This is a genomic window from Microbacterium saccharophilum (assembly GCF_007992455.1).
GTDB lineage: Bacteria > Actinomycetota > Actinomycetes > Actinomycetales > Microbacteriaceae > Microbacterium > Microbacterium saccharophilum.
On sequence record NZ_BKAH01000001.1, the window covers coordinates 181541 to 207212 of the forward strand.

Genomic DNA, 25672 nt, shown 5'->3' on the forward strand with positions numbered 1-25672 from the left:
GACCGGCATGAGCGTCGACGGCTTCGAGAGCACGGCCCTGTTCACCGACCGCTACGAGCTGACGATGATCGACGCGGCGCTCCGCGACGGCACGGCGCAGCGCCGGTGCGTCTTCGAGCTCTTCGGCCGCCGCCTGCCCGGTGCGCGCCGCTTCGGCGTCGTCGCCGGCACGGGACGGCTGCTGGAGATGCTCCGCGACTTCCGCTTCGGCGACGACGAGCTGCGGTACCTGCGCGACAACCACGTCGTGGATGCCGAGACCCTGGCCTTCCTGGAGGGCTACCGGTTCACCGGGACGGTCACGGGCTACCGGGAGGGCGAGCTCTACTTCCCGGGCTCCCCGGTCCTCACGGTCGAGGGAACCTTCGCCGAGGCCGTGGTCCTGGAGACCCTGGCCCTCAGCGTCCTGAACCACGACTCGGCGGTCGCGAACGCGGCGACGCGCATGAGCATCGCGGCCGGCGACCGTCCGCTGGCGGAGATGGGCTCGCGGCGCGCGGCCGAGCACTCCGCCGTCGCGGCGGCCCGCGCCGCCTACATCGCCGGGTTCGGCGCCACCAGCAACCTCGAGGCCGGGCGGCTGTGGGGCATCCCGACGATGGGCACGGCCGCCCACGCCTGGACGCTCCTGCACGACACCGAGGAGGAGGCGTTCCGCAGCCAGATCGAGGCGTTCGGCCTGGACACGACCCTCCTCATCGACACGTACGGCATCGAGGAGGGCGTCGCCACGGCGATCCGCGTCGCCGGGCCGGGCCTCGGCGGGGTCCGCATCGACTCCGGCGACCTGCCGACGGTGGCCGCCGAGGTCCGCGCGCAGCTGGACGCGCTCGGCGCGACCGGGACGAAGATCACCGTGACGAGCGACCTCGACGAGTTCGCCATCGCCGCCCTCGCGGCATCCCCCGTCGACGCCTACGGCGTCGGCACGTCCGTCGTGACGGGCTCCGGCGCCCCGACGGCGGGCATGGTCTACAAGCTCGTCGCCCGGCAGGATGCCGCCGGCGGGTGGGTGTCGGTGGCGAAGGCGTCGAGCGACAAGGCGTCCAAGGGCGGCCGCAAGGCCGCGTTCCGGACCCTCGAGCACGGCACCGCGACCCGCGAGCTCATCGTCGTCTCGGACGGCTTCGAGGAGGTGCAGACGGCGGCGGATCAGCCCGACGCGCGCGCCCTCCAGGTGACGCTCGTCGAGGGCGGCGAGGTGGATGCCGGCGCGCTCGGCCCCGCGGGCGTGCAGACGGCCCGTGCGCACCACCTGCGGGCGCGGGAGGAGCTGCCCGTGCGGGCGCTCGCGCTCAGCCGGTCCGACCCGGCGATCCCCACGGTCTTCGTCGACGTCGAGGGCTGAGCCCTCAGGCCATCATCGAGTCGTAGATCTCCTTGCACGTCGGGCAGACCGGGAACTTCTCCGGATCGCGGCCCGGCGTCCACTTCTTCCCGCACAGGGCGCGGACCGGCTTGCCGGTGAGCGCCGACTCGAGGATCTTGTCCTTCTTGACGTAGTGCGAGAAGCGCTCGTGATCGCCCGGCTCGAAATGCTCCTCCTTGAGGAGTTCCTCGAGCTCACGGTCGAGGGTCGCAAGACCCCCCTGGTCGGGGCTGTCGAGAGGCGTACTCATGCCTGCGAGTGTAGCCGGGGCGGGTCGCGGCCGGGGCCGTCAGACCGACTCCGCGAACTCCATGAGGCGTCCGCTGCCGCGGTCGAAGATCCAGCCGCCGAGGAGGATCCCGACCGTCAGGACGAAGACGCCGACCCCCACCCCGGCCCACAGCGCGGTCTGCGCGTGCGTCGGGTCATCGGTGAGTGCGAGCCACGCGAACCACAGCGCCGGGGCGCTCAGGATCATCGCTCCGACGAGCACGAGGCCCTGCGCGAGCCCGCCGCCGGTGCGCTGCGGCTGCTGGAACGGACTGTCGCCCGGGCTGGAGACCGGGTAGGGCGCCGCGGCCGACGAGATCGACGACAGCCCCAGGCCGCAGAGGAAGAGGCTCGTGCACACGCCGACCATCGCCGGCAGGATCTCGGGGTTCCCGTGCAGCCGGACCGAGAGCAGGATGGCGACCGCGAGGAGCGGCACCGCGACGAGGCTGACCGGGACGAGCCGTCCGACGCGGTCGGCGGCGCCGCGGACGGCCCCGGCGAGATGCATCCACAGCGCCGAGGAGTCGTAGGCGAGGTCGTTGTGGGCCAGCCAGCCGAAGAAGAGGGCCATGAGCGGCACCGGCACGAGCGCCACGACCTCGACCGGCACGCCCACGAGGAGCAGCGGGACGACCGTGATGAGCGCGGCGATCGGCACCACCACGACGTTGACGATGTACCGCGCATCGCGGGACCAGTAGGTGAGGCTCCGGGCGGCCACGGCTCCGGCAGGAGTGCCGGGCAGGAAGGCGAACCAGCCGAGACCGCCTCGCACGCGGGTCGACCGCGGTCGCGGCGTCGTCGTCAGCAGATGCCGGACGAGCCAGAACCACAGCCCCGCGAGCACGAGGGCCGTGACGGCGGCGACGGCGAGCGGCGCGAGGTGCGCGTCATCGACCGCGAGTGCGGGGACGGCGGGGGCCGCCCCGAAGGGCGTGACGGCGAGGATGTCGACGGCGCGCTCCACCGGGGCGGGCACCCGTCCGCGCCACTGCCGCGAGGCGAGGTACCCGACGATCGGGACGACGACCACGAGCACCGCGACGAGGAAGAGACCGGTGAGCTCGCGGGAACGCCGGGGGCGCAGCACCAGCCCCGCGAGCGCCGCCGACACCTTGCCGAACAGGACGCAGATCACCCCGCCGAGGACGACGGCGAGGATGCCGGTGCCCGCGGGGACGCCGTGCGCGTTCCACAGGACGACGAGGCACGCCCCGAGGGCCGCGAGGGCGAGCACGGGGACGCTGATGAGACTCGCGAGGAGGATCGTGCCGGCGAGGCGGAGCGGATCGGCGCCGAGCACCGCGAAACGGCGCGGGTCGAGGGGATCGGCGAGGCCCGTGACGAGCGGCGCGATCAGGAACCCAAGGGTCACCGCCGCACCCCCGAGCACCGTGACGGCGCGCGCGACGTCATCCGAGGCGCCCCGAAGCGCGAGGATGCCGGCGCACCCGACGGCGACGATGGCCAGGAACGCCGCCGCGCCCAGCACCGTGCGGGCCACGTGGCGGGCGTCGCCGCGGAACGCGCCGAGCAGCAGGTCGAATCTCAGCCGGAGAACGTGTGCAGCCATTCGAGGCCCTCCACGTCGCTGAGGCCTCCGGCGAGCTCCACGAAGCGCTGCTCCAGCGTCAGCTCCCCCCGCACCTCCGCGACGGTGCCCTCGGCGAGCACCTGACCGCCGACGATGACGGCGATCCCGGTGCAGACGCGCTCGACGAGCTCCATCCCGTGACTGGAGAGCACGACGGTGCCGCCGTGGTCGACGTACGTCGACAGGATGTCGAGGATGACGGAGCTGGAGAGCGGATCGACGGCTTCGAACGGCTCATCCAGCACGAGCACCCGCGGCGAGTGGATCATGGCGCCGGCGAGCATGACCTTCTTGGTCATGCCGGCGGAGTAGTCCGCCACGGGGCGTCCGAGCGCGTCGGTGAGGTCGAAGGCGCGGGCGAGGTCCGCGGTGCGGCTCGCCACGACCCCGGGCTTGAGCCCGCGGAGCACGCCGTAGTAGTGCAGGAGCTGCCGCCCGGTGAGGCGGTCGAAGGTGCGGAGCCGGTCGGGCAGCACGCCCATCAGCTTCTTGGCCCGCGCGGGATGGCGGGCGAGATCCACGCCGCCGACCTCGATGCGTCCGGCATCGGGGCGGAGGAGCCCGGCGATCATCGAGAGCGTCGTGGTCTTCCCGGCGCCGTTCGGCCCGACGAGACCGTAGAACGTGCCCGGCGGGATCGTGAGGTCGACCGCGTCCACGGCGCGTGTCGCCCCGAACACCTTCGTCACGCCGGCCAGGCGGACGGCTGCCACCATCCCCTCGACCTCCGTCGCCCCCTCCGGGTCGGGTTCGAAGACGAAGGCGTGCTCGGGCTCAGGCTCAGGGACGAGCTCGGGCTCGGGCTCCGGGACGGGGTCGGGCTCCGGTTCCGGTTGGGGCTCGGGCTCCGGCACCGGGACGGGCTCGGGCTCTGGTGCGGGTTCCGGCTGTGGTTCCGGCTCCGGCTCCGGTTCGGGAACGGGGAGGACCGGCAGCGGCGGGACGGGCGGGACGATGAGCGGCGGCTCCGCCCGCGCGACGACGGCAACCGGCGCGGGCTCGACCGGCTCCGCCTCGACCGGGGCGGGCTCGACCGGGGCGGGCTCCGCGACGTCGAACCGCGCCGCGGCGACGGACGCCGGGATCGGCGGCTTGGGGGGCGGCGTGGCCGTGCGGGGCTTCGGCGGGCGCGGCGGCACCGCCTTGACCGGCCGCGCCTGCGCTCCCGCGGCCTTCGCCGCCTTCGCTCCCGGGACCTTCGCCCCCGGCGCCTTCGCAGGCGGCGCCTTCGCGGCCGCCGCGGCGTCCGCGGCCGGGAGCGGCGGCAGCGGCGGCACGACCCCGGAGACGCCGGGAACGGCGTCCCGGTCGTCGTCAGGCAGTGGCAGCGAGGCGGTCACGCGACCCAACCTAGCAAGGCCCTCAATCCCCGGTCGGGAATGAGCGCGCGGCGTCACAGGCCGCAGGATTGTCACGAATCCACAACGGAGGACCGACTTCCTGCGCCCTCCCAGGTGGCTTCGCTACCATTTGACGAGGCACGAAGGAGTGTCATTTCGTCTAACGGACAGTGAACACCTTTCAGGAGCACCTTTTGACTCTTCAGACCGTCATCCTCGCGGCCGGTATGGGCTCGCGGCTCGGGCGCAGCCTGCCGAAGCCCCTCACCGCGCTGAGCGACGGTCGCTCCATCATGCGCCAGCAGCACGACAACATCCGCGCCGCGTTCGGCTCGGACGCGCGCATCACCGCCGTCGTCGGCTACCGCGCCGAGACGATCGTGGAGGCGTTCCCCGAGGCGGAGTACGTCTACAACGACCGCTACGACGAGACCAACACGTCCAAGAGCCTGCTGCGCGCCCTCAAGGCCACCGGCAAGCACGCCGTCCTCTGGATGAACGGCGACGTCGTCTTCGACCCGCGCGTGCTCGGCCGCGCCGTCGAGTTCATCGAGCGAGACCAGTCCTTCGTCTCCGTCAACACCGCCAAGGTCAGCGACGAAGAGGTCAAGTACACCGTCGACGCGGAGGGCTTCATCCAGGAGCTGTCCAAGACGGTCACGGGCGGCATCGGCGAAGCCGTGGGGATCAACTACATCTCCCGCGCCGACAAGCCGGCTCTCATCGCCCAGCTCGGGCGCGTCGACGACCAGGACTACTTCGAGCGCGGCCTCGAGCTCGCGATCGTCGAGAACGGCCTGCGCCTGGAGCCCATGGACATCTCCGACCTCTACGCCGTCGAGGTCGACTTCGCGGAAGACCTGGAGCGGGCGAACCTCTTCGTCTGATCCCGCCCGTCCTCAGGGGTCGCTCAGCGGCCGCGCTTAGGATCGACGCTGTCATGGCAAAGGTGCACCGGATCCACTCGCTTCCCGCCGACGCCCCGTGGGAGGGCCCGCTCCCCCCGCCCGGGGCCGCGGAGCATCCGTTCGCCGTGCGCGCGCTCGATCGCGTCCTGGCGATCCAGCGTCCCGCCGTCATCGCCCACCTGCGGAGCGTCCGCCTCCGCCACCCGGACGCGACGGCGGCCGAGATCATCCGGATCCTCGAGCGACGCTACCTCGCGACCGTGACGACCGGCGGTGCCGCCGTCGGCGCCACCGCCGTCGTACCGGGCATCGGCACGGGGGTCACCCTCGTGCTCAGCGGCGCGGAGACCGTCGCGTTCCTGGAGGCGACGGCCCTGTACGCGCAGTCGCTCGCCGAGGTGCACGGCATCCACATGACCGATCCGGACCGTGCCCGCGCGCTCGTGCTGACCCTCATGCTCGGCCAGGAGGGCGTCGATCTCGTGTCGCAGCTCGCCCGCCAGGCGACCGGCAAGGGCACCCCGCGGGACAAGTACTGGGGCGAGATCGTCACGAAGTCGCTCCCCCGCGCCGCGATGGCCCCGCTCGTGGATCGTCTGAAGTCCGCGTTCGTGCGGCAGTTCGCCGCCCGCGGCGGGGCATCGTTCTTCGGCAAGGCGCTCCCCTTCGGCATCGGCGCGGCCGTCGGCGGCGCCGGCAACCACGTGCTCGGCCGGCGCGTCCTCGTCAACTCCCGGCGTGCGTTCGGGATCCCCCCGGTCGCGTACCCCGTCGAGCTGGAGCCGAAACCCGGCGCCAGCCGTGTGGAGCACACCGCCCTGTCGGGCGTCCGCCGGGTGGGCGGAGCCATCGCGGCGGCGGGTCGCGGAGCTGCCGACGCCGCGGCGTCGACGTTCACGCGCCGTCGCGGCGGGCGCGTGCTGCCCGCCTCGGACGCCGACGATCTCGCCGACGACTGACCTGTCGCCGACGCGACCTGCGGCGTACGCTCTGCCTCGGTAGATCGATCCGGGGGGACGTCTGGGGGTGTATCACCGCGGGGCGACGGCGCTCCTCTGGGTGATCGGATGCGCTCGCTCTGACCCCTGCAGGAGGTTGCCGTGCCTCATCAGCTCCCCGACGCCACCGACGTCCTGGTGGTCGGCTCCGGCTTCGGCGCGTCCGTCGCCGCGTACCGCCTCGCGGAGGCGGGCAAGGACGTCGTCGTCCTGGAGCGCGGGAAGGCCTGGGGACCCGGCGACTTCGCGCGCACACCCGCCGAGATGGCCGGCAACTTCTGGGATCCGAGCGCCGGCATGTACGGCCTGTTCGATGCGTGGACGTTCCGGGGCCTCGAGGGGCTCGTCTCCAGCGGCCTCGGCGGCGGCTCCCTCATCTACGCCAACGTGCTGCTGCGCAAGGACCCGGCCTGGTTCGTGAAGGATGCGCCGCTGCCGGGCGGGGGGTACGAGAACTGGCCGGTCGGCTACGACGACCTCGAGCCGCACTACGAGGCCGTCGAGCAGATGATGGGCGCGACGCCGTACCCGTACCGCGACACGGCGAAGACGGTGGCGTTCGAACGCGCCGCCGTGGACATCGGGATGCCGGCGTTCCGCCCACCCCTCGCGGTCACCTTCGCCCGCCCGGGTGAGGCGCCCGAGCCGGGAGCCGAGCTGCCCACCCCCGGCTACGGGAATCTGCACGGGCGTCGCCGCGTCACGTGCACGCTGTGCGCGGAGTGCGACGTGGGCTGCAACACCGGCGCGAAGAACAGCCTCGACCACACCTACCTCTCCGCGGCCCGCCATCACGGCGCGGAGATCCGGACGCTGCACGAGGTGCGCGGCATCCGGCCGGAGGGCGGCGGCGGCTACCTCGTCAGCTACGTGGTCCACGAGCCGGGCGCCGCGGGCGACACCTCGACGAGCGCGCTCCCGGTCCACACGATCCGGGCGGGCCGGGTGATCCTCGGCGCGGGGAGCTTCGGAACGACGTACCTCCTGCTGCGCAGCCGCGCCGCCCTCGCCGGCCTCGGCCCGGCCCTCGGGTCGCGGTTCAGCGGCAACGGCGACCTGCTCACGTTCCTCCTGGGCTGCACGCGGGACGGCGCGCCGCTGCGGGTCGACGGCGGCCGCGGCACCGTCATCACCTCCGCGATCCGCATGCCGGACGGTCAGGACGGCGACGGCGCACGCGGGCGCGGCTTCTACATCGAGGATGCCGGGTTCCCGGCGTTCCTCACCTGGCTCGTCGAGGTCGCGCAGCTGCGCGCGATGGCGCGGCGCGGGGCGCGGTTCGGCTGGGAGTCCGTGCGCAACCGCCTCTTCACCGAGGGGCGCTCGAACCTCTCCGCGAGCATCGCGCAGCTGCTCGGCGACGGGCACCTCTCCGGCAGCTCGCTGCCGCTCCTCGGCATGGGACGCGACACGCCGGACGGCCGCATGTCGCTGCGCCGCGGGCGGCTCGCGGTGGACTGGACGGTCGCGACCTCCCGGCCCTACTTCGCCCGGATGCGCGAGGTCATGAAGCGGATCGGCGCCGAGCTCGGCGCCGACGTCAGCGACAATCCCCTCTGGTGGCTCGGCCGCGTCATCACGGTGCATCCGGTCGGCGGGGCGCCCATCGGCCGTCACCCCGGCGAAGGGGTCTGCGACCCCTACGGCGAGGTGTTCGGCCACCCGGGCCTGCACGTGCTCGACGGCGCGGCCCTCCCCGGTCCGGTCGGCGCCAATCCGTCGCTGACGATCGCCGCGCTCGCCGACCGGGCGTGCACGCGGATGCTGGCACAGCCGTGGCCGGAGCGCGCGCGCCGCGTCGAACCGGCCGTCGCCGCCGCCGGCGCCGCCCCGCCCCCGTCCGCCGTCCGGGCGGATGCGACGTCGGTGTCGTTCACGGAGCGGATGGTGGGCCACGTGGCGCTCGGCGAGACCGACCCCCGGCGCGGCGCGGAGCGCGCCCGCTACCGGGGCGACGACCTCGAGTTCGTCCTGACCATCACGGCCGCCGACATCGACGCCTTCACGGAAGACCCGCTGCACGAAGGCGCCGCGACCGGCCACGTCGACGGGGTCGCGTTGGGCGGGCGCTGCGAGGTCGAGCACGGCTGGTTCCACCTCTTCGTCGACCCGCCCGCCCGGCCGGGCCGTCGCATGCTCTACCGGCTGTGGCTCCGCGACGCCGCGGGGGATCCCGTCACGCTCGTGGGGGTCAAGGACGTCGCCGACGACGACGGGTTCGACCTGTGGCGCGACACCTCGACCCTGTACATCCATCTGCTCGCCGGGCACGTGCCTCCGCCCGCCGCGCAGACCCCGGCCGAGCGCGCCGCGGCCCGCGCCGCCGCCGGCGACCTTCCGGCCGGCGCCGACGTCCGCGGCGCGGGGGTGCTGGTCATCAAGCCCCTCGACTTCGCGAAGCAGCTGACGACCTTCCGCACCGACGGCCCCGCGGGAGTCGCGGCGCTCGCCGCGTTCGGGCGCCTGTTCCTCGGCGAGCTGTGGCGGGTCTACCTCGCCCACGACCGCGACGGGGCGAGGCGATGAAGCGGCGCGAGCTCCTCGCCCTGGAGAGCGTCCTGGGGTTCGCGCCGGCCGGCATGACCCGCTGGCTCGACCCGCCCGCCCTCGCGCGCACCGCCATCAAGGCCGGGATGGCCAAGGTGTTCGCCGACTACGGCGACAAGCGCGAAGTCCAGGCCGTGCTGCCGAGCGGCCCGGCGCCGCTGGCATCCCCCGTCGAGGGAGACGTGTGGATCGACTTCGCCGCCGACCTCGGCGACGGTTTCGACGCCACGACGACCATTGCGACGCTGCTCGGCGCCCCCACCCTGTTCGTGGACACGCCCGGTGGGAACGACCTCGAGCTGCCCCGCGGCGACGTGCTGGTGCTGGGCGGCGACGAGGTGTATCCGGCGGCGTCGGCCCGGGCGTACGAGAACCGCACCATCGGCCCGTATGCGACGGCGTTCCCCGCCGAGCCTGGCATCCCCCGGCCGACGATGCTCGCGGTGCCCGGCAACCACGACTGGTACGACGGGCTGACCTCCTTCCTGCGCGTCTTCGCCCGAGGCGCGCGGATCGGCGGGTGGCAGACGACGCAGACGCGCAGCTACTTCGTCGTCGCCGTCGCGCCCGGGTGGTGGCTCGTGGGGCTCGACTCGCAGCTCGGCGAATACATCGATGAACCGCAGCTGGACTACTTCCGGGAGCACCTGACGGCGCATCTGCAGCCGGGCGACGGGGTCATCGTGTGCACGGCCGCGCCCGCGTGGGTGCACACCGCCTCGAAGGGGCCGGACGGCTTCAACCAGCTGCACTTCTTCGACCGCACGATCGTCCGGAACCGCGAGGGTGCTGCCGGGACCGAGCCGACCGGCGCCGCCATCCGCCTGTGGCTCACCGGCGACCAGCATCACTACTCCCGCTACGTGCAGCTCGGCCCGGACGGCGAGCCGGACGAGGCGTACGGCATCCAGGCGATCACGTGCGGACTGGGCGGCGCGTACCTCGCCGAGACCCACCGCCTCCCGGAGACCCTCGAGCTGCCTCCGGCGACGTCCCGCATGCGCACGAAGGACGTCCCCGGCATGCCGATGCGCCGCGTGGGGCCCACCTATCCGGACGCCGCGACGTCGCGCCGCCTGTACCGTCGCGTGGCGAACCCGCTCTCCCGGTGGTGGCTCGGCTGGCGCAATCCCGGGCTCCTCGTCGGGATCGGCTGGGTGCAGTTCGTGCTCGCCTGGCTGCTGGGCGCAGTGGTGGGCCTCGTGCAGCCCGCGCCGGACAGCATCGGCGCGGTCCTCCGCGGCCCCGTCCCCACGACGGCGAGCGCGCTGGCCCTCGTCGTCGCGATCGCGCTGGGCAGCTGGCTGCTGCACTGGCTCACGAGCGTCCTGTTCGGCTGGGGCGGCGTCGTGGCGACGCGCGCGATCGTCTTCCAGCTGGTCGCCGGCTGCCTCACCCTCCTCGCGCTCGTGGGTCTCCTCCTCGCGGCGCGGTCCCTCGGGATGCCGCCGCTGCCGGGCATCGTGCTGCTCGGGGTCGCCGCGATCGGGTCCTGGGGCATCGGCGCCCTGCTCGGCACGGCGATGTTCGGCCTCTTCCTGCTCACGCAGCCGTCCGGCACCGTCGCCTCCTGGCGCATGTCGGCGCAGGCGATCGCCGACCACAAGGGCTTCCTCCGGATGCGGCTGCAGCCGAACGGGAGCATCGAGATCCACGCGATCGTCGTCGACCGCATCTGCACCGACTGGGCCACGACGACCGCGCCGGACGGCGCCCTGCGCGTCGTCCCCGCGACGCGCATCACCGGCGTCCGGCTCCTCGACGGGCCCATCACCGTCACCCGGAACCGCGGCGCGACGTCGGACACCGGAAAGGCACCCGCATGAGCGACACACTGACCGCCACCCTCTCCCGCGCCGACCACCGCACCGAGGTGCTCCCCCTCACCGCGCGGGACGGCCGCGCCCTCACGCTCGTGCACCTGCGGGGGCCGCAGGAGCCGCACCGCGGGCCCGTGCTGCTCGTCCACGGCGCGGGGGTGCGTGCCGAGATCTTCCGCCCGCCCATCCCCCGCACCCTCGTCGACGTCCTCCTGGAGGCCGGCTGGGACGTGTGGATGCTGAACTGGCGCGCCTCGATCGACCTGGAGCCGACGGACTGGACGCTGTGCGACGCCGCCGCATTCGACCACCCCGCTGCCGTCGAGCGCGTGCTGGCGGAGACCGGCGCCACGACCCTCGCCGCCGTGGTGCACTGCCAGGGCTCGACGTCCTTCGCGATGGCCGCCGTCGCGGGGCTCCTCCCCCGCGTGGACCGCATCGTCAGCAACGCGGTGTCGCTGCATCCCGTCATCCCGACCTTCTCGGAGTTCAAGATCCACCGGCTCGCGCCCCTCATCACGCGCGTGACGCCGTACCTGTCCCCGGCGTGGGCGTACCGGTCGGACGGCTACTTCTCGCGCCTCGTCCGCCGCACCGTCGACATCACGCATCCGGAGTGCCGGAACCTCGTCTGCCGCATGGTGAGCTTCACCTACGGGTCGGGGCACCCCGCGCTGTGGGCGCACCGCAACATAGACCGGGCGACGCACGACTGGATCACCGGGGAGTTCGGGCGGGTGCCGATGAGCTTCTTCGCGCAGATGAGCCGCAGCGTGCGCGCCGGGCACCTCGTACCGGTGCGGGAGCACCCGGAGCTGCCGGACGACCTCGCGACGGCGCCGCCGCAGACCCAGGCGCGCTTCGCCCTCATCGCGGGCAAGGACAACCGGTGCTTCCTGCCGGACGGCCAGGCGCTCACCTACGCGCACCTGGACCACCACCAGCCCGGTCGCCACGCCCTGCACGTCGTCCCCGGCTACGGGCACCTCGACGTGTTCTGGGCGCGCAACGCCTGGCGCGACACGTATCCGATCATCCTGAAGGAGCTGGCCTCATGACCTCGCTGTGGGCGCCCGTGCGCGCCGTCCTCTCCCTACTGCCCTCGCCCGTGCCGGGGCGGCAGAGGCGCCTCCGCGGCACCCACGCCCGCGTCGACGGCATCCCGTACACGATGCCCGTGGACACGCAGGACGCGTCCTGCCTCATGGCCGCGTTCCCGATCTCCGCCGCCGCCGCGAAGCGGTTGCTTCCGGGCACCGAACTGCACCCGGCGACGATCGGCTTCGGCGTCGGGGTGCTCCTCATCACCGTCGTCGACTACCGCAAGACCGACATCGGCGCGTACATCGAGTACTCCATCGCCATCGCCGTGACCCACGGCCGTCGTGCGCGGCTCCCGATCCTGCCGCTCGTGCTGCAGCGCGCGGCCGGCCTCGGCCAGTACGTCGTGGACCTGCCGGTGAGCACCGAGATCTCCGTGAAGGGCGGGAAGGGCATCTGGGGGATGCCGAAGCACCAGGACAGCCTCGACTTCCGCATCTCGGAGCGGGCCGTCTCCGCGCTCTACGACCACGACGGGCAGACCGCGTGCCTCGTGGAGATCGCCCGCCCGCCGCGCACGGCGCTGCCGCTGGGGCTCGCCGCCGACAACTACTGCGCGTACCGCGGGATGCTGATGAAGTCGAGCATCTACTTCTCCGGCGCCGCCGACATCGCCGTCGGCACCGCGGCACGCGGGCGGCTCGTGCTCGGCGGCGAGCTCGGGCAGCGCCTGGCGCACCTGAAGATCGGCCGGAAGCCGATCGCGACGGTATGGATCGAGAAGGCCACCGGAGTGCTCGACGACCACTTCGAGTCGTGGTTCCTCACGGCTCCGACGCAGCACGCGGCCGACGCGGTGCCCATGGAGGGGCTGGAGACGGTGGTCGGGCTGGGCCGCGGCGAGGAGTGGCCGGCGCCCCCGGACCGCTCGCGCGTGTCCGAGGGGGTGTGACATGGGCGGGGCGGGCTGGGCGGGCTGGGCGGGCTGGGTGACGCTCATCGCGGCGCTGTACTTCGCGTTCGGCGCGTCACTGTACATGGGCACGATGTGGACGCTGCGGCTCTTCCTCTTCCCGACGTGGCGGTCGCTGACGCCCGACCAGGTGGACGTGCACTTCGGCATCCCGACGCGGCTGGCGACCGTCTTCTTCACGTGGATCGTGCCGGTGATGTTCCTCGCGGCGCTCTGGCTCATCGTGGTCGAGTGGGGCAGCCCGCTCGTGTGGTTCGGGGTCGGCTGCCTCGTCGGGATCTTCGTCCTCACCTTCGTCGGGCAGGGTCTCATCATCCCGATCAACAAACGGGTGCGCAGCGGCGAGGTGACCGATGTCGCGGAGCTCCAGGAGCTGCTCCGCCGCTGGATGGCGCTGAACAGCGTCCGCTTCTACGGCGCGACGGCGACGTGGGCCGTGATCATCGGGTACCTCGTGGTGCGCGGCGACCTCGTCGGAGCCCTGACATGACGCTCCGGGGCGTGCTCGCCGCCATCGGGTGGGGCACGGTGGGGACGGGTGCACTGCAGGTCGTCGCCCCGGGCTTCGTGCTGCGGGCCATCGGCGGCGCGGACGAGAAGACGACCCGGCACCTCTTCGGCACGGTCGGGATGTTCATGGTCGTCGTCGGCGGCCTCGTCGTCGGGACGCTGCGCGCCGGGTCGCCGGACCGGGCGGCGCTCGGCTGGGGCGCCGCGCAGAAGGCCGGCGCCGCGCTCGCCGTCGGGCTGGGGGTCGCGCGACGCGTGTTCTCCCCCGTCGCGCTGCTCGTGGCGGCGTTCGACGCGGTGACGGCGGTGCTGCTGGCCGTTTATCGCAGCCGCGTGCGCTGATGCGCTCCCTCGTGCTCGCGGGCGGCGGGATGCGCGTCGCGTGGCAGGCCGGCGTCGTCCGGGCGCTCGAGGAGGAGGGGCTCGCCTTCGACCACGTCGACGGCGCATCCGGCGGGATCATGACCGCCGCGATGATGCTCTCCGGGGTCTCCGGGGTGGAGATGTGCGACCGGTGGCGCGGGCTGTCGGCATCCGCCTTCACATCGCTGCTGCCGCTGCACGAGTACCTCACGGGTCCCTGGTCGGCTCCCCGCGATCGGCGACGCGGACGCCATCGTGCAGACGGTGCTCCCCCGGCTCGGCGTCGACGTCGAGCGGATGCGGCGGAGCGAGATGGCCGGCACGTTCCAGATCGTGGAGTTCACGACGAAGGAGTGCCGGGCGCTCGAGCCCGCCGACGTGGATCTCGAGCTGCTGGCCGCCGGGATGTCGCTGCCCGGCTGGCTCACCCCGCTGCGCCGCGGCGACGAGGTGTTCACGGATGCCGTGTGGGTGCGCGACGCGGGAGTCGCCGAGGCCGTGCGCCGCGGGGCGGATGAGATCTGGCTCGTCTGGTGCATCGGGAACACGCCGTCCTACGGCGACGGACCGCTCGAGCAGTACGTGCACATGATCGAGATGAGCGCGATGGGCGCGCTCCTCGCCGACTTCGAGCTCGCCCGGGCGCTCGGCCGCGACTTCACGCTGCACGTCGTGGCGCCGCGGCATCCGCTGCCGCTGGACCCGGAGTTCTACCTGGGCCGGATCTCCTCCGACGCCCTCCTCGCGATGGGCTACCGGGATGCGCACGCCTACCTCGCGGGTCGATCGGCGGACGGCGTGCCGAAGGATGCGACGTGCACGCGGATGACGGATCCGCCCGTGTCGGTGCGGATCACCGACCCGCTGCGCGGCCGCGTCGGCGCGGACGAGGTCGAGGTGACGTTCACGGTCGAGGTTCCGCTGGCGGCCCCGGTGTCGGAGGGGTCTCTCGTCGGGGCGCTCGCGATCCCGGGCGAGGGGACGGTGTACCTCGCGGACGGCGCCGTGACGCTCGCCGCGGGCGCGCTGACCTACGCGGGGACGGTGCGCCGCGGCGGGCGGGAGGTGGATCTGCGGTGCACGCGCACGCTGCGGGACGATCCCGGCCCCGATGCATGGGGTGACTTCACGGAGGCGATGCTCGTGATCGACGAGGATGCCGGGACCGTGTCGGCGGGAGCCGGCGGCGTCGCACGCCTCCTCGCGTCGATCGAGCCTGTCGGTGCGCACGGCCTGATGCAGCGGGCCGACGCGGTGCGGCGGTTCCTCGCCCTCCTGGGATCGGTGCGCGTCTGACGAGACGGATGACGGAGACGGATGCCGGATTCAGGCGCACAATGGGCGCATGGGAATCTTCCAGACGCGCCCCGAAGAGCCGACCGAGTGGACCGGGCTCCCGTCGGAGCCGTGGCAGCCGCGGTCGCCGGTCGAGCAGCTGGGCGACGCGCCGAACGTCGAGTACACGATCTTCGGCGAGCCGGTCGGCGTGGAGACGATCGCGATCGCGCTGACGCCCGCCGAGCCCGCCGCCGTGGAGTCCGCCGACGGCGGCGACGGGGACTGAGCAACCGCGACCCGAACACGCTGAGAAACCAGCTTCGGCCTGAGACACCACGGCAGTCGTGATGTCTCGTGCTCGCAGTCGTGATGTCTCGTGCTCGATGTGGTTTCTCGGCGCTGCGGGGGCGGGCGCCCCGCCGCGGCTAGGCTCGACGGGTGGTCCCCGTCCTCATCGCCCTGCTTCTGCTGAACGCCGTCTTCAACGTCGTCGTCTGGCCCCGGTTCTACGGCCGCGTCGCGACGGACCCGCGGGCACGGGATGACGCCGGCAAGCCGACGTCGTTCCTGATCGTGCACGCCGTCCTGATCGGGCTGGCCCTGCTGATCGCGCTGGCCTCGGCGATCGCCGCGATCGTGGCGCTCACCGCCGGAGTCTGACCGCGCTCAGGCGTCCGGCTCTTCCTCATCGTCGGCGTCCGCGAACGACTCGACGCCTTCGTCGTCGGCGCCCTCCGCGCCGGTCCGCTCGTGCCAGATCTCCCACTCGCGCATGAGATGCCCGACGGCCTCCTCGAAACGCGCGGTCGCGGCGCCGGGCGACGTGTCGCCGAAGTAGTGCTGCGACCAGTGCGCGAGGCGCGCGGTCACGTCGGGCTGCTGTGCGCGGGTGACGAGTGCGCCGACGTCGGCGGCATCCCGCGCGTCCAGCCACTCGCACTCCGACAGGTACCCCTCGTCGTCGATCACGGCGGACGCGTCGACGGGGCGCGTCACGAACAGCGCCTTCCCCGTCGCGAGCCTGTCGTAGACCATCGCGGAGACGTCCATGACCGCGATGTCGGGCGCCAGCAGCTGCCAGTCGAGGTCGGGTGACTCGTCGAAGATGTGGTGCGCGGCCGGGTCGGCCGCGTTCGCCGCCGCGATCGCGGCGACGATGCGGCGGAGGGCCACGCCGTACTCCCGGTCGGACACCCCGGAGCGCGGGTGCGGACGGAAGACGAGCCGCAGCCGCGGGTCCGCGAGCACGGCGCGCGCGAGCGCCTCGCCGTGCGTCACGATCGAGCCGTACGACATCGAGGCCCGGTCCCCCTCCCACGTCGGCGCGTAGAACACCGTGGTGCGTCCGTCGGCGGGGTACGGGGCGGGCCGTGCCCCGAAGTAGTCGGCCTGCGGGCGGCCGATCGGCAGGGCGCGGCGGTCGATGTCGTAGTCCCACAGCGCCCCGCGCAGGCGCGCGAGCGCGGCATCCCCCGCCACGAACGCGTAGTCGTACGCGCCGATCTGGTTGCTGCGCATGTAGACCTTGTCGCTCTCGCCGTGGCTGATGAAGACGTGCCACCGGTGGCCGTACCGGAACATCTGGAAGTTCCGCGTGTTCTGGTTCACGTACAGCACGACGCGGATCTGCTGGGATGCCAGGACGCTCTCGACGTCGTCGATCGTGCGGGCGTACACGACGGGGAGCGGGGACTCCTTCAGCAGCGCCGCCGCGCCGCTCGCCGCGCGGGCGATGACGACGACCGGCCAGGTCTCGGCGAGCTTCGCGAGCGGGGCGTACCACTGCCGCATCTGGTACAGGTTCACGGGTCCGTCGGCGAAGTACACCGCGACCCGGAAGTGCCGCCGCGGGAGCGGACCGCGCTCCCGGTCCAGACGCTCCGCCTCCGCGATCGCCCCCCGGGAGCGCAGCGCCCCGGAGAGGAGTCGGACGACTTTGCGAGCATCCCCGAGAATCGACATCCTCCCAGGGTATCCGGGCCATGGGATGATCGACGGGTGCACGACGACGAGCCCGCGGACCGGGACGCCCCGATCCCCGCGCCCGGCTCCGGCGTCACGTTCGTCATGCCGGTGCTCAACGAGCACGACTATCTCGAGCGGGCCGTGGCGACCGTCCTCGCGCAGGAGCACGACGGGCCCGGCGAGCTCATCCTCGCGATCGGTCCCTCCACCGACGGGACGACGGCCCTCGCCCACCGTTTGGCGGCCGCCGACCCGCGCATCCTCGTCGTGGAGAACCCGGCCGCCCACATCCCGGTGGGGCTGAACCTCGCGATCCGCGCCGCCCGGTACCCGACGATCGTCCGCGTCGACGCGCACTCCGAACTCGTCCCGGCGTACACCCGCCGCGCCATGGAGACGCTGACCCGCGTTCGCGCCGCGAACGTCGGGGGCGTCATGCGCGCCGACGGCAGGACGGACTTCCAGCGCGCCGTCGCCCGCTGGTACAACTCCCCCATCGGGCTCGGCGGCGGCGCGTACCACTCGGGGGGCGCCGAGGGTCCGGCCGAGTCCGCCTATCTCGGAGTCATGCGCCGCAGCGTGCTGGAGGAGGTCGGTCTCTTCGACGAGACGATCCGTCGCGGCGAGGACTGGGAGCTGAACCTGCGCATCCGCCGCGCGGGGTACCGCGTCTGGTTCGACCCCGCCCTCGCGGTGACCTACTGGCCCCGGGAGAGCTGGGCGCGGCTCGTCCGGCAGTTCCGCTCCACCGGCACGTGGCGCGGCGAACTGGTGCGCCGCTACGGGCGCCGCAACGCGCTGCGGTTCTTCGCGCCTCCGCTGCTCGTCGTCGCCCTCGTGGCCTCGCTGGTCGTGGCGGGGCTGCAGCTGGGCGGTGTCCTCACCGGCACGGCCGCGCTCGCGGCATCCCTCGTGCATGTGCCCGTCGTGGCATATCTCGTGCTGGTCCTCGTCGTCTCCCTGGCGCCGGCCGGTACGCGGGGCGTGCGGGAACGCCTGTGGAGCCTCGTCGTGCTGCCGTCGATGCACCTCGCGTGGGGGGTCGGCTTCCTCATCGGCATCACGCGCGGCGCGAAGGAGAACGTGGACACGTCGCGGCTGCGGCGGAACACGCCGCTGCCCTGACCTGCGACCTCAGGCGCGGTCGACGAACCCCTGGTCCAGGATGCGGGCGACCACCCGCTCGGCCGCGTGGCCGTCGTCGCGCGCGTTGAACCGCGCCCGCCAGTCCCGGTACGCCGCCGCGAAGCGGTCCGTCACGCCGGGATCGGCGAGGGCCGCCACGAGCTCTCCCTGCGTCGCGACGAGGGGGCCGGGCGCGTGCGCGGCCAGGTCGAAGTAGAAGCCGCGCAGCTCACCGCGATAGTGCTCGACGTCGGGTGTCAGGAAGTAGATCGGCTTCCCCGTCGCGGTGAAATCGAACATGACGGACGAGTAGTCGGTGATGAGTGCGTCGGCGACGAGGAGCAGCCGGGCGATGTCGGGGAACGTCGTGACGTCCAGGACCCGCGGACCGGTGGCGTCCGCCCCCGCGGCGAGGGTCCGCGAGTGCCCGCGGACGAGCACGACGGCATCCGCCTCGGCGGCCAGCGCCGCAGGGTCGAGGAAGTCCACCATCTCGGCGCGGTCGTCCCGCCAGGTCGGCGCGTACAGGAGCACCCGCTCCTGGGCCCCGATGCCGAGCTGCTCGCGGGTCGCGGCGCCGTCGCCGGTCACGAGCACGTCGTTGCGGGGGTACCCCTCGACCCACACGGGGCGCCGGAGGAACGCGTACGCCTTCCGCAGGATGCCCGCGGCGTACGGGTTCTGCGCGAGGAGCACGTCCCAGCGGCGGCTCTCCTTGAGGACGGCGGCGGCGCGCCGCGGGTCGAAGCCGGGACGGTGCAGGGCGAGGCGCTTGAGCGGGCTCCCGTGCCACGTCTGCAGCACGACCTGCCCGGTGCGGCGGGCGAAGCGGCGACGCAGCCAGTCGTTGACGACGAGGAGACGCGACGAGCCCCGTGCCCGCCACCATTCCGGGCTCCCCTCGACCACGGCGATCGCGCCGTCCGGGACGGCGACGGAGCGGTCCACGACGCTCCAGTACCGCGTGACGCCGGGCGCGACGCGGGCGAGCTCCCGGTCGATCGCGAGCGGATTGCAGCTGGCGTTTCGCCCGTAGAAGCTCTCGAAGAACACGGCGTTCTCGAGCCCTCCGGGGCGGGTCGCGTACCGGCGCTCGAGGGCGGCCTGCCCGTCGCCGGAGTCGTAGGCGGGGTCGATGGGCGGGCCGATGCGGAGCGTCGCGCCGTCGAGGCCGGCGCGGAGGTCCGGGAACATCGTCAGGGGGACGGATGCCGTGACCTCGGCCGGCCGTCCGTCGGCGTCGGTGAGCCCGACGCGGTAGTCGCCGGCAGGCAGCGGCAGCTCCGGCCCGCCCCAGCGTGCCGCGCGCAGCGGCAGGACGGCGCGCCACCCGGCCGGGTCGGAGGTGACCTCGGCCGTGCTCCGCGCGCGCGGCCCGACCGCCTCGAGGGCCCGCGGAGCGGCCCCCCTCCCCGTCACCACGAGCGCACCGCCCGCCACGTCGAACTCGGCGTTCACGTCGTCCTCCCTCGCGTCAGTCCGGCGCGCACGGCCGTATAGACGCGCTCGGTGTTGCACCCGTCGCGGTGCGCGTGCATGCGTGCGCTGAGGGCCGCCGCCTCGGCCCGCGCCCGGTCCCGCTCCCCCGGATCGGCCAGCAGCCTCTCGAGCCGGCCGGTCGCCTGCGTCCAGGACGGGGCGACCTCGTCGCCGGCCACGTCGGCATACGTGCCGTAGAAGCCGCGGCGTGCGCCGTACGCCTCGATGTCGGGCGCGAGGAAGACGCACGGCAGCGGCACCAGCGCGGCGTCGAACGCGAGCGAGGAGTAGTCGGTGACGAGCACGTCGAGTCCCGGCAGGAGCGGCGTGACGTCGGCCACGAGGTCACTGCCGAGCAGCCGGATGCGATCGGTCGCCGCCGGCGGCGTGTAGTCGCCGGCGCCGAGGGGATGCGAGCGGATGAGCAGCACGGCATCCTGCGCCGTCAGCACCTCCGTCAGCTGCGTCCACTGCTCGGCGGTCGGCACGGCCGGGTCGGGTTCGCCGTCGCGCCAGGTGGGCGCGTACAGGATGAGCCGCGTGCCGGCGCCGAGCGGGCCGGCGACCTCGCCGATCGCCGCGCGGGCGCGGGCGCGGCGCTCCTCCGCGGTGCCGCGGGAGAGGACGTCCACGCGCGGTTCGCCGGTCACCAGCACGCTCTCGTGGTCGAGCCCGAACGCGGATTCCAGCCGCCCGCGGACGAGCTCGGACGCGGCCGGGAGCAGGCGGATCCCGCGCTGCGCACGCCGGTAGAGGACCGCGAGGAGGCGGCTGACGGCACCCGAGGCGACCGGCACCGGGCTGCGCGTCGTCTCCGCGGAGTCCAGGCCGATGCGCTTGAGCGGGATCCCGTGCCACAGCTGCACGATGAATGCGCCCGTGACGGCGTACCGGTTCACGTCCCCGAGTCCGTGCGTCACGACGACGACCCGCGCGCGCGCCGTCCGCCAGAAGCCGCGGAGCGACTGCTTCGGGACGTGCGGGATGCCGCGGGCCGCCGCCTCGGCGGCGTCGCGGGCGCCGCCGGTGAGCCACACGGCCCGCTCGCCCGCGACGGCGGCACGGTCCCACAGGGCCAGTGCGCCGTCGGCGATGCCGACGGCGCAGCCGAACACCCACTCGTCGCGGGACCGCGGGATGAGGATCGTGGCGAGGCGTCCGAGGAGGTACAGCGGGATGCGCACGAGCTTCCCGGCGTTGCCCGCGCCGAACGAGAAGGACGCCACCCCGCGAGCCTATCGCGGGGTGGCGTCCTGGTCCGGGAGCAGAGCGCTTACGGCGCGAGCTCGCCGAGGGTGACCTCCACGGACGCGGTCTTGCCGCCCCGCAGGTAGACGACCTTCGCGGAGCTGCCGGCCGCGAGGGCCCGCACCTGGGCGGTGAGGTCGGTGGCGTCCGAGATCGGCACGCCGTTGAACTGGGTGACGACGTCACCGGCCTTCAGGCCCGCCGCATCCGCCGCGCCGCCGTTCGTCACCTCGCTGATGTACGCGCCGGCCGTCGTCGCATCCTCCTGGCTCGCCGCGTCGCCGACCATCGCGCCGAGGAGACCGTGGGTGGCCGCGCCGTCGGCGATGATCTCGTCCGTCACGCGCTCGACGATGTTCGACGGGATGGAGAACCCGACCCCGATGGAGCCGGACTGGCTGGAGGAGGAGCCGCCGGCGGTCGCGATGGCGACGTTGATGCCGATGAGCTTGCCCTCGTCATCCACGAGCGCGCCGCCGGAGTTGCCGGGGTTGATCGCCGCGTCGGTCTGGATGACGGCGATCGAGATCGTGCCGGCCGATCCGGACTGCTGCCGGCCCTGCCCGAAGTCGAACTGGAAGGGACCGTTGCCGTTCTCGTCGTCGGGGTTCTGCTCGGTGTCCTGCTCGGTCTCCGGCACCGCCGACGAGGCGATCTGGATGGAGCGGTTCAGGGCGCTGACGATGCCGGTCGTGACCGTGTTGGACAGGCCCAGCGGGGCGCCGATCGCGATCGTGCCGTCGCCGACGTTGAGACCGGCGGAGTCGCCGATCTCGATGGGGGTGAGATCCTCGGCGCCGTCGAGCTTGATGACGGCGAGGTCGTACATCGGGTCGAGTCCGACGACCTCGGCCGAGTAGACCTTGCCGTCGCTCGTGGTGACCTTCAGGTCGGGCGAGTCGGTGGCGCCGTCGAGGGTGACGACGTGGGTGTTCGTGACGACGTAGCCGTCGGCCGAGAGCACGACGCCCGAGCCGGTACCGCCGGCCGACGACGAGCTCGCCGAGATCGTGACGACGCTCGGGAGCACCTTGGTGGCGATCGCGGTGGTCCGGTTCACGCTGTCGGGATCGTTGACCGTCACGGTGGTAGGACCGCTCTGGACGACCGTCTGCGCGGCCGGGAAAAGGGACCCGCCGGCGGCGGCGGCGCCGAGACCGGATGCCCCGCCCACGAGGGCCGCGGCGACCATGATCGCGACGATCTTGCCGGCGCCGACCTTCCCGCCCTCGGCGGGCGCCGCAGCGGCGGGCTCCGGCGCCCGCTCGCCGTAGGGCTGGGTCGGCTGGGTCGGGGACGCCGGCTGGCCGGACGCCTGGGGCGACGCCGCGCCGTAGGCGGGTGCCTGCGGCGCCGTGTACGGCGGCTGCGCCGCATAGTCGGGGGCCTGCGGGGGCAGCGGGGGACGCGGCGGGATCCCGGAAGCGTCGGCGGCGCGCAGCGGATCCGGCTGCGGATCGGGCTGCTGCGCGGGGTTCTGCGGTTCGTCGGTGGATGCGGGGTTGTCGCTCATGATGGTCCTCTTTCCCAAGCCCCTTCAGGATGCCTCGGGTTTCTGTGCGTTTCTTATGCCAGGCCCCCGGCGACCCTATGCGTGTAACGTGAGCGCGATGCGAGCGATTCCGGGTGCCTGGCGGCGGACCGCCCGCGGGGCGGGACTCCTCGGCGAGGACGGCTCGGCGGCGCCCACCGTCTTCGCGGAGATGAGCGCCCTCGCCGCCCGCACGGGAGCCATCAACCTCGGCCAGGGCTTCCCCGACGAGGACGGTCCCGCGGAGGTCCTCGAGGCCGCCCGGCAGGCGATCGCGGCGGGAGCGAACCAGTACCCGCCGGGGCGCGGCATCCCGGATCTGCGCGCCGCGATCGCCGAGCACCAGGAGCGCTTCTACGGCCTCCGCCTGGATCCGGAGACCGAGGTGCTGGTCACTGCCGGTGCCACCGAGGCTCTCGCCGCCGTGATCCTGGCGCTCGTGGACTCCCCCGACGACGAGATCGTCGTCTTCGAGCCGTATTACGACGAGTACGCCGCGTGCGTGGCCCTCGCCGGCGCCCGGCTCGTCACCGTGCCGCTGCGCTGGCCCGACTTCCAGCCCGACCCGGCCGAGCTCCGCCGCGCGGTCACGGACCGGACGCGTCTCATCCTCGTCAACGACCCGCACAACCCCACCGGCGCCGTCTTCGCCCGCGACGTGCTGGATCTCGTCGTGGAGCTGGCCGAGCGGCATGACGCGATCATCGTGACCGACGAGGTGTACGAGCACCTCGTCTTCGACGGGCCGCACACGCCGCTCGCGACCCTCCCCGGTGCCGCGGCGCGGACGCTGTCGATCTCCTCGGGCGGGAAGACGTTCTCCACGACCGGATGGAAGATCGGGTGGGTGACGGGTCCCGCCGATCTCGTGGAGGCGGTCCTCACCGTCAAGCAGTACCTCACGTATGTCGGCGGGGCACCCTTCCAGCCGGCCATCGCCGCGGGGCTCCGGCTCCCGGACGGGTTCTTCACCGGCATCGCCGCCACGATGCGTGCCAAGAGCCGCATCCTGGGCGAGGGCCTCCGCGCGGCGGGCTTCGCCGTGTCCCGGCCGGCGGGGTCATACTTCACGGTCGCCGACGCCGCACCGCTCGGCGTCGAGGATGCCGCCTCGTTCTGCCGCACGCTCCCCGCGCGCGCCGGGGTGGTCGCGATCCCGCTCACGGCGTTCGCGACACCGGAGCGTCAGGACGAGTACCGCACGCTCGTCCGATTCGCCGCCTGCAAGCGCGTCGACGTGCTCGAGGAGGCCGCGGCGCGCCTCAGTCGCGCGCAGTGACGCGGAAGCGGCGCAGCGCCAGCGACGGGTTCACGCGGCGCACCCGCGTCACGGCATCCGCATCGACGTACGCCACCGCGACGTCGCTCGTCGTCCCGATGGCGGCGATCTCCACACCTTGGGGGTCGACGATCATCGACGCGCCCACCCCGAGCGGCGGCGGGTGGTCGGCCGCCGCGACGAACACAGTGTTCTCGATCGCCCGGGCGTGCAGGAGCGTCCGCCAGTGGTGCTCCTTGAGCGGTCCCCGCACCCACTCCGCCGCGACGAGGAGGACATGCGCGCCGGTGTCGGCGAGGACCCTCCCCACCTCCGGGAAGCGCAGGTCGTAGCAGGTCATGAGGGCGAAGCGGAGCGCGTCGACCTCGAACGTCTCCGGCACGGCGATCTCGCCGGGCTCGACCCAGTCCGACTCGCGCTGGCCGAACGCGTCATAGAGGTGCAGCTTGCGGTAGGTCGCGCGGATGCCGTCCGCCCCCACCGCGACGACGGTGTTCCGCACCCGCCGGCCGTCGCCGGCGCGCTCCAGGAGCCCCGCGACGACGACGACGCCGTACCGCCCGGCTATCGTCGTGAGCGCCTGCGTGAACGGGCCGTCGATCTGCTCGGCATGAGCGGCGAGGGATTCGTCGAACGGGTCGGTGAAGTAGCTGGAGTACTCCGGGAAGAGCACGACGCGTGCGCCGCGATCGGCGGCCCGCGCCACGAGCTCCTCGATCAGCTGGAGGTTCGCCGCGACGTCCGCCGTGGGGCCGAACTGGGCGACGGCGACGGGCACGACGGAGGCGCTCACGTGTCCCGTCCCTTCTGCGCACGGAGCACCAGCGGGATGGCGACCCACAGCACCGCGATGATGACGCCGAGCACGATCCCGGCGGTCCAGGATGCCGCGTCGCCGACGACGACCTCGAAGATGAAGGCCACGACTCCGACGAGCAGCAGCGAGACGGTCAGGAGCGCCGTCATGAGCGCGGCGTGGCCGTACGCGACGACGGTCTGCTTCGCGCGGTGCCGGAAGAGGAACCGGTGCAGCGCGACGGGAGCCAGCGCGACGATCGCGCTGAGGGCGGAGCCCACGACGAGGGTGAGGTAGAAGGTGCGCTGACCGGCGGTCAGGTCGGCGAAGGCGGGCTGGAAGGCGAGCGCCAGCAGGAAGCCCGTGATGATCTGCGTGCCGGTCTGGAGGACCCGCAGCTCCTGCAGGACGTCGTTCCAGTTGCGGTCGGCGCGCTCATTCGGCGTCTCCGCGCGGCCGTCCGCGGTGTCGTCGGCGCTGTCGTCGCCGGTGTCGTCGCGCGAGCGGGCCCCGTGCGGGTGCGGCTGCGTTGACATGTGCCCATCCTCCCCCGCCACGACCTCGGCAGGCAACGCGTGCGCCCGGCCCCCGGAAGGCGTGTTAGGCTTTTCATGTGCCGCGGGGTGGAGCAGCTCGGTAGCTCGCTGGGCTCATAACCCAGAGGTCGTAGGTTCAAATCCTGCCCCCGCAACCAGATGAAGAAGGCGTCCCGATCGGGGCGCCTTCTTCGTTTCCCCACCGGCCCGTCGGCATCCGGGGCCCGGTCACCGTCCGACGAGCGCCTCCTCCATCTCGGACAGGAAGCGCACGACGACCTTCAGCTCGTCGACCTCGTATCCCGACATCGCCCCGCGCATCTTGCGCATCCGCTCGCCGAAGCGCCGGTAGAACTCCGCCCGGGCATCCTCCGTCAGCACGACGATGCGGGCGCGGCGATCGGTGGGATGCGGGAGGCGCTGCAGGTGCCCGCTCTCCTCCAGCCGCTCCAGCAGCTTCGTCGTGGACGCCGACGTGATGGAGAGGTGCTTCGCGATGTCGTGCGGCTTGACGAGCTCCCCCCGCTGTTCGCGGAGGATGAGCATCCGCATGGCCGCGAGGTCGGTCGCGTTCATGCCCATGTCACCGCGCAGATCGCCGTGCATGCGGTCCATCGCGTCGGTGAAGGCGCGCACGGCCTTCATCGCCTCCATCATGAGGTGATCGTGATCTGTCTGCGGGACCCACCGCTGCGTCAC

At 73.1% G+C, this 25672-nt stretch carries 24 protein-coding genes, 1 tRNA gene and 1 pseudogene; 16 read left to right on the forward strand and 10 right to left on the reverse strand.

Annotated features, from left to right (window positions below; all coding sequences use genetic code 11):
* Positions 1-7 precede the first annotated feature (7 nt).
* Positions 8-1348 carry a nicotinate phosphoribosyltransferase gene (locus tag MSA03_RS00975; protein WP_028495306.1) on the forward strand — a complete coding sequence of 447 codons (1341 nt, stop codon included), beginning with the start codon at positions 8-10 and terminating at the stop codon, positions 1346-1348.
* Between the two features lie 4 nt (positions 1349-1352).
* On the opposite strand, the gene MSA03_RS00980 is transcribed toward MSA03_RS00975, so the two are convergent.
* The 3 genes from MSA03_RS00980 to MSA03_RS14450 are packed head-to-tail and all read right to left on the reverse strand — an operon-like array spanning position 1353 to position 4576.
* Positions 1353-1619 carry a DUF3039 domain-containing protein gene (locus MSA03_RS00980; protein WP_028495305.1) on the reverse strand — a complete coding sequence of 89 codons (267 nt, stop codon included), beginning with the start codon at positions 1617-1619 and terminating at the stop codon, positions 1353-1355.
* A 39-nt stretch (positions 1620-1658) separates the two neighbouring features.
* A complete protein-coding gene (locus MSA03_RS00985) occupies positions 1659-3215 on the reverse strand; it encodes a hypothetical protein (RefSeq protein ID WP_147049315.1) in 1557 nt (518 codons plus the stop codon).
* On the reverse strand, positions 3191-4576 hold the full coding sequence (locus MSA03_RS14450) for an ABC transporter ATP-binding protein (RefSeq protein ID WP_307725218.1): 1386 nt from the start codon (positions 4574-4576) through the stop codon (positions 3191-3193). The genes MSA03_RS00985 and MSA03_RS14450 overlap by 25 nt, the downstream gene beginning before the upstream one ends.
* Positions 4577-4770: 194 nt before the next feature.
* Between MSA03_RS14450 and MSA03_RS01000 the strand changes: the two genes are divergently transcribed.
* The 12 genes and pseudogenes from MSA03_RS01000 to MSA03_RS01050 all read left to right on the forward strand — a co-directional run bounded on the left by MSA03_RS01000 (position 4771) and on the right by MSA03_RS01050 (position 15674).
* A complete protein-coding gene (locus tag MSA03_RS01000) occupies positions 4771-5463 on the forward strand; it encodes a phosphocholine cytidylyltransferase family protein (RefSeq protein WP_028495302.1) in 693 nt (230 codons plus the stop codon).
* Positions 5464-5516: 53 nt separating this feature from the next.
* Complete coding sequence (locus MSA03_RS01005; protein WP_244946266.1) at positions 5517-6443, forward strand: hypothetical protein; 927 nt, start codon at positions 5517-5519, stop codon at positions 6441-6443.
* Positions 6444-6584: 141 nt separating this feature from the next.
* Positions 6585-9008: a GMC oxidoreductase gene (locus MSA03_RS01010; RefSeq protein WP_147049317.1), complete on the forward strand. Its 2424-nt coding sequence runs from the start codon at positions 6585-6587 to the stop codon at positions 9006-9008.
* On the forward strand, positions 9005-10855 hold the full coding sequence (locus tag MSA03_RS01015; RefSeq protein ID WP_147049318.1) for a metallophosphoesterase family protein: 1851 nt from the start codon (positions 9005-9007) through the stop codon (positions 10853-10855). Before MSA03_RS01010 ends, MSA03_RS01015 begins: the two co-directional genes overlap by 4 nt.
* Positions 10852-11907 carry an esterase/lipase family protein gene (locus MSA03_RS01020; protein WP_147049319.1) on the forward strand — a complete coding sequence of 352 codons (1056 nt, stop codon included), beginning with the start codon at positions 10852-10854 and terminating at the stop codon, positions 11905-11907. Before MSA03_RS01015 ends, MSA03_RS01020 begins: the two co-directional genes overlap by 4 nt.
* Positions 11904-12842, forward strand: a complete 939-nt coding sequence (locus MSA03_RS01025; protein WP_147049320.1) for an acetoacetate decarboxylase family protein — start codon at positions 11904-11906, stop codon at positions 12840-12842. Before MSA03_RS01020 ends, MSA03_RS01025 begins: the two co-directional genes overlap by 4 nt.
* 1 nt (position 12843) lies before the next feature.
* Positions 12844-13353, forward strand: coding sequence for a DUF1772 domain-containing protein (locus MSA03_RS01030; RefSeq protein WP_147049321.1), 510 nt, complete (start codon positions 12844-12846; stop codon positions 13351-13353).
* Positions 13350-13715 (forward strand): hypothetical protein, encoded by a 366-nt coding sequence (locus tag MSA03_RS01035; RefSeq protein ID WP_147049322.1) that lies wholly within the window; start codon positions 13350-13352, stop codon positions 13713-13715. The genes MSA03_RS01030 and MSA03_RS01035 overlap by 4 nt, the downstream gene beginning before the upstream one ends.
* Positions 13716-13744: 29 nt before the next feature.
* A pseudogene (locus tag MSA03_RS14520) lies at positions 13745-13957 on the forward strand (patatin-like phospholipase family protein); the annotation flags it as partial.
* A 34-nt stretch (positions 13958-13991) separates the two neighbouring features.
* Entirely contained in the window at positions 13992-15032 is a 1041-nt protein-coding gene (locus tag MSA03_RS01040; protein ID WP_244946284.1) for a patatin-like phospholipase family protein, read from the forward strand.
* A 49-nt stretch (positions 15033-15081) separates the two neighbouring features.
* Positions 15082-15300: a hypothetical protein gene (locus MSA03_RS01045; RefSeq protein WP_147049323.1), complete on the forward strand. Its 219-nt coding sequence runs from the start codon at positions 15082-15084 to the stop codon at positions 15298-15300.
* 152 nt (positions 15301-15452) lie between these two features.
* Complete coding sequence (locus tag MSA03_RS01050; RefSeq protein ID WP_147049324.1) at positions 15453-15674, forward strand: SCO4848 family membrane protein; 222 nt, start codon at positions 15453-15455, stop codon at positions 15672-15674.
* Positions 15675-15680: 6 nt separating this feature from the next.
* Here MSA03_RS01050 and MSA03_RS01055 read toward each other — a convergent pair whose 3' ends face one another.
* Positions 15681-16976 carry a membrane protein gene (locus MSA03_RS01055; protein ID WP_028495296.1) on the reverse strand — a complete coding sequence of 432 codons (1296 nt, stop codon included), beginning with the start codon at positions 16974-16976 and terminating at the stop codon, positions 15681-15683.
* A gap of 36 nt (positions 16977-17012) precedes the next feature.
* Here MSA03_RS01055 and MSA03_RS01060 point away from each other — a divergent pair, with 36 nt between their 5' ends.
* Entirely contained in the window at positions 17013-18104 is a 1092-nt protein-coding gene (locus tag MSA03_RS01060; protein ID WP_503826264.1) for a glycosyltransferase family 2 protein, read from the forward strand.
* A gap of 9 nt (positions 18105-18113) precedes the next feature.
* Here the strand turns inward: MSA03_RS01060 and MSA03_RS01065 are convergent, their stop codons facing one another.
* From MSA03_RS01065 to MSA03_RS01075, 3 genes are read right to left on the reverse strand one after another with little or no spacing between them, the layout of a single operon-like run.
* A complete protein-coding gene (locus MSA03_RS01065) occupies positions 18114-19562 on the reverse strand; it encodes a CDP-glycerol glycerophosphotransferase family protein (protein WP_147049325.1) in 1449 nt (482 codons plus the stop codon).
* Positions 19559-20809 (reverse strand): CDP-glycerol glycerophosphotransferase family protein, encoded by a 1251-nt coding sequence (locus tag MSA03_RS01070; protein ID WP_147049326.1) that lies wholly within the window; start codon positions 20807-20809, stop codon positions 19559-19561. The genes MSA03_RS01065 and MSA03_RS01070 overlap by 4 nt, the downstream gene beginning before the upstream one ends.
* 47 nt (positions 20810-20856) lie before the next feature.
* On the reverse strand, positions 20857-22344 hold the full coding sequence (locus MSA03_RS01075) for a S1C family serine protease (RefSeq protein ID WP_147049327.1): 1488 nt from the start codon (positions 22342-22344) through the stop codon (positions 20857-20859).
* A 97-nt stretch (positions 22345-22441) separates the two neighbouring features.
* Between MSA03_RS01075 and MSA03_RS01080 the strand changes: the two genes are divergently transcribed.
* The gene (locus MSA03_RS01080; RefSeq protein WP_147049328.1) at positions 22442-23641 is read left to right on the forward strand and encodes an aminotransferase class I/II-fold pyridoxal phosphate-dependent enzyme; all 1200 of its coding nucleotides are present in this window, start codon (positions 22442-22444) and stop codon (positions 23639-23641) included.
* On the opposite strand, the gene MSA03_RS01085 is transcribed toward MSA03_RS01080, so the two are convergent.
* Together MSA03_RS01085 and MSA03_RS01090 are read right to left on the reverse strand one after the other, a co-directional pair.
* The gene (locus MSA03_RS01085; protein WP_147049329.1) at positions 23625-24434 is read right to left on the reverse strand and encodes a carbon-nitrogen hydrolase family protein; all 810 of its coding nucleotides are present in this window, start codon (positions 24432-24434) and stop codon (positions 23625-23627) included. The genes MSA03_RS01080 and MSA03_RS01085 overlap by 17 nt on opposite strands.
* On the reverse strand, positions 24431-24973 hold the full coding sequence (locus tag MSA03_RS01090) for a DUF6328 family protein (protein ID WP_218028787.1): 543 nt from the start codon (positions 24971-24973) through the stop codon (positions 24431-24433). Before MSA03_RS01090 ends, MSA03_RS01085 begins: the two co-directional genes overlap by 4 nt.
* A gap of 81 nt (positions 24974-25054) precedes the next feature.
* Between MSA03_RS01090 and MSA03_RS01095 the strand changes: the two genes are divergently transcribed.
* Positions 25055-25131, forward strand: a tRNA-Met gene (locus MSA03_RS01095).
* A 70-nt stretch (positions 25132-25201) separates the two neighbouring features.
* On the opposite strand, the gene MSA03_RS01100 is transcribed toward MSA03_RS01095, so the two are convergent.
* Complete coding sequence (locus MSA03_RS01100; protein ID WP_028495289.1) at positions 25202-25672, reverse strand: MarR family winged helix-turn-helix transcriptional regulator; 471 nt, start codon at positions 25670-25672, stop codon at positions 25202-25204.

Bases quoted from the DNA above. Each gene is read 5' to 3' on its own strand.
- MSA03_RS01090 (WP_218028787.1), bottom strand. From the start codon at position 24,973: ATGTCAACGCAGCCGCACCCGCACGGGGCCCGCTCGCGCGACGACACC.
- MSA03_RS00985 (WP_147049315.1), bottom strand. From the start codon at position 3,215: ATGGCTGCACACGTTCTCCGGCTGAGATTCGACCTGCTGCTCGGCGCG.
- MSA03_RS00975 (WP_028495306.1), top strand. From the start codon at position 8: ATGAGCGTCGACGGCTTCGAGAGCACGGCCCTGTTCACCGACCGCTAC.
- MSA03_RS00980 (WP_028495305.1), bottom strand. From the start codon at position 1,619: ATGAGTACGCCTCTCGACAGCCCCGACCAGGGGGGTCTTGCGACCCTC.
- MSA03_RS01020 (WP_147049319.1), top strand. From the start codon at position 10,852: ATGAGCGACACACTGACCGCCACCCTCTCCCGCGCCGACCACCGCACC.
- MSA03_RS01045 (WP_147049323.1), top strand. From the start codon at position 15,082: ATGGGAATCTTCCAGACGCGCCCCGAAGAGCCGACCGAGTGGACCGGG.
- MSA03_RS01075 (WP_147049327.1), bottom strand. From the start codon at position 22,344: ATGAGCGACAACCCCGCATCCACCGACGAACCGCAGAACCCCGCGCAG.
- MSA03_RS01030 (WP_147049321.1), top strand. From the start codon at position 12,844: ATGGGCGGGGCGGGCTGGGCGGGCTGGGCGGGCTGGGTGACGCTCATC.
- MSA03_RS01005 (WP_244946266.1), top strand. From the start codon at position 5,517: ATGGCAAAGGTGCACCGGATCCACTCGCTTCCCGCCGACGCCCCGTGG.
- MSA03_RS01035 (WP_147049322.1), top strand. From the start codon at position 13,350: ATGACGCTCCGGGGCGTGCTCGCCGCCATCGGGTGGGGCACGGTGGGG.
- MSA03_RS01025 (WP_147049320.1), top strand. From the start codon at position 11,904: ATGACCTCGCTGTGGGCGCCCGTGCGCGCCGTCCTCTCCCTACTGCCC.
- MSA03_RS01015 (WP_147049318.1), top strand. From the start codon at position 9,005: ATGAAGCGGCGCGAGCTCCTCGCCCTGGAGAGCGTCCTGGGGTTCGCG.
- MSA03_RS01055 (WP_028495296.1), bottom strand. From the start codon at position 16,976: ATGTCGATTCTCGGGGATGCTCGCAAAGTCGTCCGACTCCTCTCCGGG.
- MSA03_RS01080 (WP_147049328.1), top strand. From the start codon at position 22,442: ATGCGAGCGATTCCGGGTGCCTGGCGGCGGACCGCCCGCGGGGCGGGA.